The organism is Grimontia marina, assembly GCF_900060185.1.
In the GTDB taxonomy this organism is placed as follows: domain Bacteria; phylum Pseudomonadota; class Gammaproteobacteria; order Enterobacterales; family Vibrionaceae; genus Enterovibrio; species Enterovibrio marinus.
Genome location: NZ_FIZY01000027.1, coordinates 35,121 through 47,186 on the forward strand (window position 1 = coordinate 35,121; position 12,066 = coordinate 47,186).

Genomic DNA, 12,066 nt, shown 5'->3' on the forward strand with positions numbered 1-12,066 from the left:
TCCTTCTTCAATGGTTAGAAAGAGCGGCTGCGATTCTGTGCTTATTGAAGCTATGTCTAATGCAGCAACAGCTAATATCTAGCACATAAAAATCGGGCTTCGTGTGGGCGTGAGTGCGGTATGCGGAAAATAAGGCGAAGTGACAATAAATTGGACAGTGACGTAAAACTTGCCGACATGAGATGTAAAAAAGCGGCTTACATCCTTAAGCCGCTGTATCTATGTATAAATTAGCTTTTCTTTTTGTCCTTGTTGCGCAGGCTTTCAAGTGACAGGTGTGCCTTATGTAGCACGGTGTCAGGCTTGAACTTGCCTTTGCTGTCTGGCTTACCGGCGGATATGCCGGTGAACAGTTCGATAGCTTCGCTGACATGGTCAATCGCGTAGATGTGGAATTTGCCTTTCTCAACGGCATGGATGATGTCTTTACGCAGCATCAGGTTATGCACGTTAGAGCGGGGAATAATCACACCTTGTGAAGACTTTGGCCCTTTGATGGTACAAACATCGAAGAAGCCTTCGATTTTCTCGTTCACACCACCAATCGGCTGTGCCTGACCAAACTGGTTCATTGAACCTGTAATAGACAGATCCTGACGCAGCGGTACACCTGAAATCGCAGACACAATGGCACAAAATTCCGCCATAGAAGCGCTATCGCCATCCACACCGCCGTAAGACTGCTCAAACGTAATGCGGGTGGTGAGTGGTATTTTCGCTTGCTTACCCAACAGCGACGACAGGTAAGCAGTCAGGATCATCACACCTTTAGAGTGAATACTGCCGCCCAGCTCAACACTGCGCTCGATATCCAGCACCGCACCATCACCAAACGAGGTCGTTGCGGTGATTCGGTTCGGTGCACCAAAGCTAAAATCATTGGTTGCCAGAACAGACAGTGCGTTCACCTGACCCACGGCTTTGCCTTTGGTATCAATCAGTGTGGTGCCTGTAGTGAAACCTTCCATGACGTGGTCACGCAATCGGCTAACGCGCATATCGCGGCTCGCCAGCGCCTTTTCGACGTGGGATGCTCGGATGATGTTGGCATTGCTGACTTTTGCCTGATAGTTTGATTCGCGCAGCAGGTTGGCAATGTCAGCAGAGTGCAGGGAAAGTTTATCCTGATCGCCGGACTGACGACTGCTGTGCTCAATGATCCGGCCAATGGCACCTGGGTCGCAATGCAGCAGGTTGTTGTCGTGACAAATGCTGGAAATGAGCATAGCGTACTTCATTTCGCTATTTTCATTGCGTGGCATGTCGTCTTCAAAATCTGCGGTGACACGGAATAGCTCACTGAACTCTGCATCATAGTTCTGCAGCAGCTTGTACGTGTGGTAGTCACCGAACAGGATGATTTTTACGTCCAGTGGAATTGGCTCTGGCTCAAGCGAGATAGTGCCACTCAGCGTCACTTCACGTTCCAAAGAACTGAGCGAGGCTTTGCGCGAGCTTAGTGCGCGCTTTAAGCCATCCCAAACGTAAGGGCGCTCAAGAACTTTCACTGCATCGATCAAAAGCACACCGCCATTGGCACGATGGATACTGCCTGGACGGATCAGCGAGAAATCGGTGAATACCGTGCCTTTGTAGGTCGCATTTTCGACGTAGCCGAAAATGTTGTGGTACGTCGGGCTGTCTTCCACGATAACCGGTGGCACTTCTTCTTCCTGCGCGACCAGCACATTGACTTGATAGCGACGCGGCAATTTCTTATCCAGCGCTGCATAGGCGAGGGCGGCTTGCTCTTCGCTTTCCTGCAGGAAGATATCGAGATTTTCCAGCACATCGCCCTGCATTTCTTTCAGGTATTTCTTCACCTGAGGCAGGTCAGAATAGGACTCGATCAACTTAACCATATGATGGGAAATCGCTTCGTTAGCAATTTCTTCATCCAGCTTTTGCTGTTTCTCGGCGTAGGTTTCTTCCCACTCGGTGAGTTTGCGTACCAGACCGCGGAGTTGGATTTCCAGATCTCGAATAGCCTGATCGAAATGCTCCTGTTCTTTCTGAGAAAGAGCATCGAAGGTCTCTTCGGTATGTGGTTCCTCACCGTTTAAGGCAATAAACTGATAGTCGCCGGAAGTGGTGATCGAAAGGCTGACGCTTTGCAGCTTCGCCTCTTGGCTAAGTTCTGCCAACGCACCTTCCTGCATCTCAGTCAGGCGGTTTTTCAGAGCATCTGCACGGGAGTAATACATCTCGTTGTCAAAGGCGAGTTGCAGGGATTTGCCCAAGCGACCCATCATTTTCTCGATGTCTTTTTTCAGCTTCAGGCCACGGCCGGCAGGCACCTGCAGCACTTTAGGGATGCGCGAATCCTGAAAGTTGGCGACATAACACCAGTCATAAACCGGATGGGCATATTGCCAATGACGGCTGAGATAGCGCATCACCATGGTGCGCTTGCCGAGACCGTTCTGGCCGACTGCGTAGATGTTGTAGCCTTTTTCCTTAATGGACATCGCAAACTCAACGGCCTGACGGGCGCGATCCTGTCCCACAATCTCTTCGAGTGGTTCAAGATGCTTGGTAGATGAAACGTCGAGTTTGGTCAGTTGTGAAGTGCGATAGAGCATGTCACTGGTTAATGGCTGATGTGGCATAGCGCTCTCCTTTCACTGTGTTTCTCATGAAACTCAGTGTAGCGCCGTTAACTTACTGATTTTGAGCTAAAGAATCGCAGACGTGTTGGCATTGTGGGCTGGCGCACTATATTCACTGGTTTATGGTGAACAAGTGCGCAAAAAGTAGTCGATATGGTTCAGCTTTTGGGAGCAAGGAATCAGTGCGCTGTCCAACCGCCGTCGATCGTTATGGCCTGTGCTGTGATGTTCTTCGCGGCAGGAGAGCAGAGAAAAAGGGCAGTTTCGGCTAACTCATTAAGATCAATGAAGGCTTTTTTGGGCATGGGTTTAAGCATGATGGTGTTGATGACTTCCTCTTCCGTGATGCCGTGATTTTGTGCCTGTGCCGTGATTTGGTTTTCGACAAGTGGCGTCTTTACGTAGGAAGGGCAAAGCGTGTTGATGGTGACATCATGCTCTGAACTTTCCAACGCGATGGTCTTGGAAAAGCCCAACAAGCCATGTTTCGCAGACACGTAGGCGGATTTATATGGCGAGGCGACAAGGCTGTGGATGGAGCCAACATTGATGATTCGCCCAAAATTGCGTTCATACATCGAGGGGAGAAAGGCTTTGGTCAGCATGGCTGGGCCGCAAAGCAAAATGTCGATGATAAGACGCCATTTTTCCTCGGGGAATTGCTCCAGCGCGGAGACAAATTGAATACCTGCATTGTTAACGAGAATATCGACAGGCGCATCGACACGTGAAGGAGCAGAAGCCAATTGCTCGGAGTGAGTGACATCGAGCTCTACGCCCTGAACATCTACGTCGAACTGGCTTTTTAGTTTAGTGACGGCGTTATCCAGCGCTTCTTTGTTGATATCAGATAGAGTGATCTTATGGCCTGCCTGCGCGAACCCCTGCGCCATACCAAAGCCAATTCCGCTTGCACCACCGGTAATAAATACATGTTTTGCCGCCATTTCTGTTCTCCCTAACGTTGGCTGGTTTATCCAACGTTAAGGGTAGACAAGAAATGTGGCAATCCGTAGTAGTACGCAAATGGCGCGTGAAGTGAACACTTATGACTTTGAAGGTTTCATTTTGCTGGCCAAGCTAAAGAATCCCACTATGACAAGTCCTGCAACCAATCCAATCAAGCCATTGAGTAGCGTTGGCACCAGCGCGGAAATCACAGTGCCGACGGTCGGTATCAGCGCAGTCTCCTGTGCGGCGTCTGTAATGAGCTCAGATAGCACATGAACGCCGTGTGTGAGAATGCCACCGCCCACCAAGAACATCGCGATGGTGCCGACAATAGACAGCCCTTTCATCAGGTAGGGTGCAAAGGAGAGCAGACCACGGCCTACGGTTTGTTTGATACTGCCCGCTTTCTGGCTGAGATAAAGTCCGGCATCATCGATTTTGACAATCACGGCGACCAAGCCATAAACACCTATCGTCATTAAAAACGCGATGCCAAACAGAGTGACAACTTGGGTGAGGAAGGTAGCTTCTGATACTACACCCAAGGTGATGACAATGATTTCGGCGGAAAGGATAAAGTCAGTCCGGATCGCGCCTTTTATTTTCTGCGCTTCGTATTCTGCGGCGTCCAGCGTAGCAGTATTGAAGTCCTGCGCTTCACTGGCAGGATGTTCTTCTTTTTTGTGAAAGAAGGTATGCAGTACTTTCTCTGCTCCTTCGTAACAAAGAAAAAGACCGCCGAGCATAAGAAGAGGGGTGATCAGCCAAGGTGCAATGGCACTGATTGCGAGGGCCGCAGGCACCAGTATCAGTTTATTGAGAAAGGATCCTTTGGCGACGGCCCAGACGACGGGTAACTCTCTGTCAGCTTTGACGCCGGAAACTTGTTCGGTATTAAGGGCAAGATCATCTCCCAATACACCGGCAGTTTTCTTCGCGGCGATTTTACTCATGACAGAAACGTCATCCAGAATCGTGGCAATGTCATCAAGCAGTGTAAGAAGGCTGGCTCCTGCCATGGTCATTCCTCTTTTATCTATGTAAAAAGAGGCGGAAAACCGCCTCTCTCTTCGTTATTTACTTCCAGCTCAGAGCTGTTTTTCGATAGCCGAAAGTAGCGTATCTATGTCTGATTTCGTCACGTCTTTGTGAGTCACAAAACGCATCGCCTTGTAAGATGGGGAAACCAGAATCCCCTGTTCTTTCAACACGGATGCAATCGCACTAATGTCGATATGTGCCGCAACGTCGGCGTAAACAATGTTGGTTTGAACTGGGTAAATAAAGGTATTGAAACCCGGAATCGCCCCGAGATTTTCAGACAGATATCGGGCGTTGTCGTGATCATCTTTGAGACGTTCGACATTTTCAGTCAGGGCAATCTTACCCGCTGCCGCCAAAATGCCAGCCTGACGCATCCCACCACCCACCATTTTACGCAGTCGACGTGCACGCTGAATGCAGTCAGCATCACCTAACAGCAAAGAGCCAATCGGTGCCCCTAGACCTTTTGACAAACAAATGGTCATGGAGTCGAAATGCTGGCTGATTTCTTTGATGTCTGCGCCCAACGCTACGGATGCGTTGTAAACACGAGCGCCATCTAAATGGAGTTTCAGGTTGTGCTGATTCACGAATTCTCGCGCTCTCGCCAGATATTCCAAAGGTAGCACTTTCCCACCTATGGTGTTTTCCAAGCTGAGAAGTTTGGTGCGCGCAAAATGAGAGTCATCCGGTTTAACCGCTGCCGCGAGCTTTTCAAAGCATAGGGTTCCGTCTTTGTTGTTCTCGATGGGTTGAGGTTGAACAGAGCCCAGTACCGCTGCACCACCTGCCTCGTACTTGTAATTGTGCGCTTGTTGACCGCACAAATATTCGTCACCACGCTCACAATGTGCCAGAATACCCAGCAAGTTCGCTTGGGTCCCCGATGAGGTAAATACTGCTGCCTCAAAACCGTGGCGCTCAGCAGCCCACTGCTCCAGCTCATTGACCGTTGGGTCGTCACCATATACGTCATCACCCACGGGTGCGTTAGCCATGGCTTCGCGCATTTTTTGATCCGGCTGTGTCACTGTGTCTGAGCGGAAATCAATCATTCTTATCTGTCCTGATTACAACTATGATCGAGTAAGCAGATTACTCCTGATTGAAGAAAAAGTAATTACAAAACATTGGAATCATCCTACTCGTCTATATCTTGAGCCACAGAATGGGCGACGGTAAAACAAGGAAATTATGCCCATGGAATGGTCTTGGCTTTTCATCTCTTTAGCTTGTCTGGTCACGGGTTTTTCCAAATTCTCCGTCGGTGGATTAGGGCTGGTTATTCTCCCGTTGATGATGCTCGCTTTCCCAGGACCTGAGGCCTTGGCTGTCATCGTGCCGCTATACCTACTTACTGATTTCATTGCCGTCCTGACTTATCGGAAAAACATTAATTGGTCTGTTTTAGCAAGGCTAATCCCCTTTGGCGCAGTAGGTGTGGCATTAGGCACCGTTGTGCTTGGCAACATTGACGCGCGAACCTTTATGACAGTACTGGGGCTGCTTATTTTTGCGTTGCTGGGACTTTCTATTTGGCTGGACTATCGTCCGCTTCCTATCTTTACCAATCGCTATGCGGCAAGTATTGCAGGTATGTTGTGCGGATTTGTTGGGGTGTTAGCGAATGCGGCTGGCCCGTTGATGGGATTGTTTCTTCTTGAACAGAAAATGGAGAAGTCTGCCTATGTGGCAACCCGTGTTTGGGCCTTCATGACGCTCAACATTATGAAGCTGGTGGGCTTGGTTTACTTAGGGTTAGTCAATGCGGAGACATTACAGGGGAGTGCAGTTGGCTTACCTGCTCTGTTCATTGGTATGTTCTTTGGCTATAAATTCTTTGCCCGTATCTCACCAGAACAACTGAAAATGATTGTCCGGGGAGCGATTTCGCTAAGTGCTGCACATATGCTGTTTTTCAAATCGAATTGAGCACAGTAACAAAGCAGAAAGCCGCGGCAATGACCGCGGCTTTCTTGTTTCACGAAAAGCGAACTAGCTTTTCAGCAGTTGCCAATAACGGTTGTAGATGCTGACTGCTTCACCCACATCGTTCGTGAATTCGCCTTTTTCAACATCTTCGTCTGATGGGAAAATTACATTGTTCTCAGTGTATTCCGCAGACAGTTTTTCTTTTGCACGTTTGCTTGGTGCTGGGTAACCCAGTTCTTCGACCATTGCTGCTTGGTTTTCAGGGCGGTACAGGAAGTCGATGAACTTATGTGCCAGATCGACCTTCTCAGCGCCTTTCGGAATGATAAAGTTATCCATCCACAGGATTGAGCCTTCGTCTGGGTACACGAACTCGATGTTTTCCATCTCGGCTTGCGCCAGATAGGCGTTACCGTTCCACTGTTGACCGATACCGACTTCGCCGGTCACAAACGGTACGTGCGGTGCATCTGAGTTGTAAACCACGACATTAGGACGCAGATCTTTCAGCATTTCATACGCTTCTTTGATCTCTGCTTCGTTGGTGGTGTTGATGCTGTAGCCTTTGGCTTTCAGAGCCATCCCGAAAACATCTCGCACGTCGTCGAGCAGCATGATTTGGCCTGCGAACTCGTCGTTCCAAAGATCAGCCCATTTAGTCACATTGCTGCCATCAACGATGTCGCCGTTGTAACTGATAGCCGTCACGCCCCAGATATAGGGAAGGGAATAGTCATTGTTTTTGTCGAATGGTTGACCCATCAGACCAGGAATAATGTCCTTAACATGTGGGATTTTCGATTTATCGATTTTCGCCAACATGCCTTCGTCGCTCATGCGCTGGATAAAGTATGTCGATGCAAACGCAAGGTCATAGCCTTTCCCATCAAGCAACTTCAGCTTGGTATACATGGATTCATTGTTTTCAAACGTTGAATAGTTAACTGAAACATCGTACTCCTTTTCAAACGCCTTAATCACACCCATTGGCATGTACTCGGCCCAGTTGTAGATATTCAGTACTTCATTGTTTGCAGAAACGTTGAAAGAAACTGTTGCGGTAAGTGCGATGCTTGCCGCTTTCACCCCTTTAAGATATTGGTTCATTTGGTTTTATCCTTAAGTGGCATACCCAAACTACCTTAAGGCACAGGCAGACATCCTTCCTTTTGCCTACGTGCTTCACTTATAGTGCCGTGTGGAGTAGAACCATTTACTCCGGAACCACAGAACCCCTTGTGAAACCAGTCTTTTCGCTGAAAAAGCGCCTTGAGGTAGTTTGGGTATATACCAAGCTGAAAAATGAACGCGCATCATCAAAACATTTGTCCCCTCTGTCAATGAGAATCCCTTTGAAAAGGTAACAATTTGTGCGCCGCTCACAGCATCAACGAAGCCTGTTATTTTTGAGCTTGGTGAGGGAGCAAGAACCCCTTGCTTGCTATGTGGCTTAGTGCGAATATTCGCCGTCTTTTTAATTAACCCTTTTAGCAGGATTTAGTCGCGAAATGGCGAAAGAACACGGGTATATCGATAGCTACTATCAAGCAACGGCAAATGTTTTGCCTGAACAACCGGAGCTAACCAGTGATATTCAAGCGGACGTTTGTATTATCGGAGCTGGTTTGACGGGCACGAATGCAGCGATTGAACTTCGGAAGAAGGGCATGAGTGTCGTGGTGCTGGAAGGCCAACGCATCGCGTTTGGTGGTTCAGGTCGTAATGGGGGTCAGGCGCTGGTGGGTTACTGTCTGGGTCTTCGTGAAGTTGACGAAGAGTACGGCCCAGAATGGGGCAAGCAGCTTTGGGATCTGTCCGTTGAGTCTATCGATATCATTCGTGAACGCATCAGCGAGTTCAACATCGATTGTGACTTCCAGGAAGGTTACATCGAACTGGCGTTGAACAAAGGTCAGGAGAAAGAACTGAAATCTTGGCACGAGCTGAAGCATGGTCGTTACAACTATCCGGTTGCCGAGTGGTGGGACACTGACAAGATTGAGCAGGTAGCGAACACCCGTCGTTACTTGGGCGGCTTATTCGACCCAAACAGCGGTCACGTTCACACCCTGAACTACACGCTGGGTTTGGCACAAGCGGCGATTTCCGTTGGCGCGGAAATCTATGAAAACAGCCCAGTGATCAAACTGGAAAAAGGCGCAGGGGTTAACACGGTAAAAACTGCAAAAGGCAGCGTGAAGGCAAAACAGGTTCTGTTGGCTTGTAATGCATACCTTGATGGCCTGCATCGCAAGGCGCAATCAAAAGTGCTGCCTGTAGCCTCTTACATTGGTGTGACTGAGCAGCTTGGCGATCGCCAGCCAATCACTAACAAGATGGCGATGTCTGATCTGAATAACTGTCTGGATTATTTCCGCCCGACTGCTGATGGACGCATTCTGTTCGGCGGTGTGAACCATCCGTTCAATGGCGAGTATTCAGACAGTCAGGAGCGTCTGCGTCAGCGCATGTTGAAAGTGTTCCCTCAGCTGGGTGATGTGAAGATGGAATATCACTGGGGTGGTCTGTTTGCGGTGACTCGCAGCTACATGCCGGAAATCTCGCATTTGGGTAACGATATCTATACAGCCCATGGCTACACTGGTCATGGCGTTGGTTTGACTAATATCGCAGGCCGCGTTGTTGCTGAAGCAATGGCAGGGCAGGCAGGACGTTTCGATGTGTTCTCACGCATCGATCATGGCTGGATCCCAACGCCGAAAGTGCTGCGTAAACCTGCGCTCGCGATGGCGATCTTGAAAGCAAAAATGGAAGACGCATTAGCGAACTGATTGCTCTCCGATCTCACGATTAGATTTTTAAATCCTTTCCATAAAATCTGTGATTTGAAGCGGCACTAACACAAGGGGTAGATTCGCTACCCCTTGTACTTAGAGGTGCTGGCAATGAACACAGATAAGTTATTAGACGCACTTCATACCCAAGGTTGGTACGTGTGGGATGATTTCTTGAATGCAGAAGAAGTCGAACAGCTTCGTGATGCCATTCCTGAAAGTATGAAACCTGCTGGCATCGGACGACACCAGCAGCACCATACCAACAAACAAATCCGTAGTGACAAGATTTCCTGGCTGGAACGCGGAAAGCATGCTGCCTCGGACGATTATCTCTCTCGAATGGAAGCGATAAAGAACGACGTCAACCGCCACTTCTTTTTGGGTTTGTTCGAGTATGAAGCGCACTTCGCGCGTTACGACATCGGTGATTTCTATCAAAAACACCTCGATACTTTTGAAGGCCGCTCCAACCGCCGTTTAACCACGGTGATGTACCTCAATGATGAGTGGGCGGATGAAGATGGTGGTGAGATTGTGATTTATGATATCGACGATAATCATCTCAATACCCTCTGGCCGAAAGCTGGACGTTTGTTGGTGTTCCTATCGGAGGAGTTTCCCCATGAGGTATTACCGACCAACCGAGAGCGTTACAGCATTGCAGGTTGGTTCCGTGTGAACGGTATGCGCGGCAACCGCGTCGATCCATCTCGCTAATTTGTTGTACCGTTTTATCTCTCTCGATTGTTGGGAGGTAAAACGGTATCTTCATCTCACACAAGCAATAGTGGAGGTGAGATGTTTCAGGGCGATCTTTTTCAGCAAACAGGATGGATAGACATTCCAGATGGGAAACTGTTCTGGGAGCCTGAGTTTATTCCCACAAATATCGCTTCTGACATTTTTCAACATCTCTCCCTATCTCTTCCTTGGGACCAACTCCCCATCAAAATGTTTGGTCGCGAAGTGCTTCAACCTAGGTTGCAGGCGTGGTTTGGTGATGCCTACTCATATTCAGGGCTCCACCTGAAGGCCGCACTTATGCCTGAATCATTACTTTCATTGAAGTCCCAATGTGAGCAAACGTCTGGTGTGACATACAATTCTGTGCTCGCGAATCTTTATCGTGATGGACAGGATTACATGGGGTGGCATCAAGACAATGAAATAGAGTTAGGCCCTGAGCCCAGCATTGCCTCACTCAGTTTTGGTGAGACTCGCCGCTTTGTTCTTCGGCATCTTCAAACTGGAGAAAAACGCGAATTTGAATTAGGTTCTGGTTCTCTGCTGATTATGGCGGGCAAAACCCAAACTTATTGGCAGCATGCAGTGCCGAAAACCGCAAAACTGAGGGGGCCGAGAATTAACCTCACTTTCCGGAATATTAACTTCTTAGCGAAATCCTGAGTAAAAAAGGCTCGATATGGTCGATTTATATCGACTTTGCCGTGAATTTGAGCGAACGAACTTTTTTTTCAAAATTAGTGTTGACTAGATCACGTGAATCCGTAGAATGCGCTCCGTACCGCAGAGGAAGGCAACTTACTGAAGCGGAACAAACGAAGGCGCGTTGGCAGAGTGGCTATGCAGCGGATTGCAAATCCGTGGACCTCGGTTCGACTCCGGGACGCGCCTCCATGATGCGACACTAGCTCAGCTGGTAGAGCGCAACCTTGCCAAGGTTGAGGTCACGAGTTCGAACCTCGTGTGTCGCTCCAATTAAGTTGTCATCGTACTTGAACGGTGAGATACGGACGCGGGATGGAGCAGCCTGGTAGCTCGTCGGGCTCATAACCCGAAGGTCGTCAGTTCAAATCTGGCTCCCGCAACCACATTCAGTTTATTCGGCTTAGCCGGGTAACATGCGACACTAGCTCAGCTGGTAGAGCGCAACCTTGCCAAGGTTGAGGTCACGAGTTCGAACCTCGTGTGTCGCTCCAATTAAGTTGTCATCGTACTTGAACGGTGAGATACGGACGCGGGATGGAGCAGCCTGGTAGCTCGTCGGGCTCATAACCCGAAGGTCGTCAGTTCAAATCTGGCTCCCGCAACCACATTCAGTTTATTCGGCTTAGCCGGGTAACATGCGACACTAGCTCAGCTGGTAGAGCGCAACCTTGCCAAGGTTGAGGTCACGAGTTCGAACCTCGTGTGTCGCTCCAATTAAGTTGTCATCGTACTTGAACGGTGAGATACGGACGCGGGATGGAGCAGCCTGGTAGCTCGTCGGGCTCATAACCCGAAGGTCGTCAGTTCAAATCTGGCTCCCGCAACCACATTCAGTTTATTCGGCTTAGCCGGGTAACATGCGACACTAGCTCAGCTGGTAGAGCGCAACCTTGCCAAGGTTGAGGTCACGAGTTCGAACCTCGTGTGTCGCTCCAATTAAGTTGTCATCGTACTTGAACGGTGAGATACGGACGCGGGATGGAGCAGCCTGGTAGCTCGTCGGGCTCATAACCCGAAGGTCGTCAGTTCAGCAACCACATTCAGTTTATTCGGCTTAGCCGGGTAACATGCGACACTAGCTCAGCTGGTAGAGCGCAACCTTGCCAAGGTTGAGGTCACGAGTTCGAACCTCGTGTGTCGCTCCACTTTCTCTTAGAAGAGATGGGAAGTTGTCATCGTACTTGAACGGTGAAATACGGACGCGGGATGGAGCAGCCTGGTAGCTCGTCGGGCTCATAACCCGAAGGTCGTCAGTTCAAATCTGGCTCCCGCAACCACATTCA

General features: G+C 49.2%; 9 protein-coding genes and 10 tRNA genes. 14 read left to right on the forward strand and 5 right to left on the reverse strand.

What is annotated here, in order from left to right:
- Window positions 1-230 precede the first annotated feature (230 nt).
- The 4 genes from GMA8713_RS14485 to ltaE form a co-directional block, all read right to left on the reverse strand.
- On the reverse strand, window positions 231-2,609 hold the full coding sequence (locus GMA8713_RS14485) for a Lon protease family protein (protein ID WP_062711233.1): 2,379 nt from the start codon (window positions 2,607-2,609) through the stop codon (window positions 231-233).
- 179 nt (window positions 2,610-2,788) lie between these two features.
- Window positions 2,789-3,556 (reverse strand): 3-hydroxybutyrate dehydrogenase, encoded by a 768-nt coding sequence (locus GMA8713_RS14490; protein ID WP_062711236.1) that lies wholly within the window; start codon window positions 3,554-3,556, stop codon window positions 2,789-2,791.
- A 99-nt stretch (window positions 3,557-3,655) separates the two neighbouring features.
- Window positions 3,656-4,579 carry a DUF808 domain-containing protein gene (locus GMA8713_RS14495; RefSeq protein WP_062711237.1) on the reverse strand — a complete coding sequence of 308 codons (924 nt, stop codon included), beginning with the start codon at window positions 4,577-4,579 and terminating at the stop codon, window positions 3,656-3,658.
- Window positions 4,580-4,648: 69 nt separating this feature from the next.
- Window positions 4,649-5,659, reverse strand: a complete 1,011-nt coding sequence (gene ltaE, locus GMA8713_RS14500) for a low-specificity L-threonine aldolase (RefSeq protein WP_062711240.1) — start codon at window positions 5,657-5,659, stop codon at window positions 4,649-4,651.
- Between the two features lie 145 nt (window positions 5,660-5,804).
- Between ltaE and GMA8713_RS14505 the strand changes: the two genes are divergently transcribed.
- Window positions 5,805-6,536, forward strand: a complete 732-nt coding sequence (locus GMA8713_RS14505; RefSeq protein WP_062711243.1) for a sulfite exporter TauE/SafE family protein — start codon at window positions 5,805-5,807, stop codon at window positions 6,534-6,536.
- Between the two features lie 63 nt (window positions 6,537-6,599).
- Here GMA8713_RS14505 and GMA8713_RS14510 read toward each other — a convergent pair whose 3' ends face one another.
- Complete coding sequence (locus tag GMA8713_RS14510) at window positions 6,600-7,643, reverse strand: ABC transporter substrate-binding protein (RefSeq protein WP_062660949.1); 1,044 nt, start codon at window positions 7,641-7,643, stop codon at window positions 6,600-6,602.
- Window positions 7,644-8,044: 401 nt separating this feature from the next.
- Here GMA8713_RS14510 and GMA8713_RS14515 point away from each other — a divergent pair, with 401 nt between their 5' ends.
- The 13 genes from GMA8713_RS14515 to GMA8713_RS14580 all read left to right on the forward strand — a co-directional run bounded on the left by GMA8713_RS14515 (window position 8,045) and on the right by GMA8713_RS14580 (window position 12,060).
- Window positions 8,045-9,328 (forward strand): NAD(P)/FAD-dependent oxidoreductase, encoded by a 1,284-nt coding sequence (locus GMA8713_RS14515; RefSeq protein WP_062711246.1) that lies wholly within the window; start codon window positions 8,045-8,047, stop codon window positions 9,326-9,328.
- A gap of 114 nt (window positions 9,329-9,442) precedes the next feature.
- Entirely contained in the window at window positions 9,443-10,051 is a 609-nt protein-coding gene (locus tag GMA8713_RS14520; protein WP_062711251.1) for a 2OG-Fe(II) oxygenase, read from the forward strand.
- 81 nt (window positions 10,052-10,132) lie between these two features.
- Window positions 10,133-10,741, forward strand: a complete 609-nt coding sequence (locus GMA8713_RS14525) for an alpha-ketoglutarate-dependent dioxygenase AlkB family protein (RefSeq protein ID WP_062711254.1) — start codon at window positions 10,133-10,135, stop codon at window positions 10,739-10,741.
- A gap of 157 nt (window positions 10,742-10,898) precedes the next feature.
- Window positions 10,899-10,972: transfer RNA gene (locus tag GMA8713_RS14530), tRNA-Cys, on the forward strand.
- Window positions 10,973-10,976: 4 nt separating this feature from the next.
- A tRNA-Gly gene (locus GMA8713_RS14535) sits at window positions 10,977-11,052 on the forward strand.
- Between the two features lie 37 nt (window positions 11,053-11,089).
- Window positions 11,090-11,166 (forward strand) — tRNA-Met (locus GMA8713_RS14540).
- Window positions 11,167-11,198: 32 nt separating this feature from the next.
- Window positions 11,199-11,274 (forward strand) — tRNA-Gly (locus GMA8713_RS14545).
- 37 nt (window positions 11,275-11,311) lie between these two features.
- Window positions 11,312-11,388 (forward strand) — tRNA-Met (locus GMA8713_RS14550).
- Window positions 11,389-11,420: 32 nt separating this feature from the next.
- Window positions 11,421-11,496, forward strand: a tRNA-Gly gene (locus tag GMA8713_RS14555).
- 37 nt (window positions 11,497-11,533) lie between these two features.
- A tRNA-Met gene (locus GMA8713_RS14560) sits at window positions 11,534-11,610 on the forward strand.
- A gap of 32 nt (window positions 11,611-11,642) precedes the next feature.
- Window positions 11,643-11,718, forward strand: a tRNA-Gly gene (locus tag GMA8713_RS14565).
- Between the two features lie 134 nt (window positions 11,719-11,852).
- Window positions 11,853-11,928: transfer RNA gene (locus GMA8713_RS14575), tRNA-Gly, on the forward strand.
- A 55-nt stretch (window positions 11,929-11,983) separates the two neighbouring features.
- Window positions 11,984-12,060 (forward strand) — tRNA-Met (locus GMA8713_RS14580).
- Window positions 12,061-12,066: the final 6 nt, after the last annotated feature.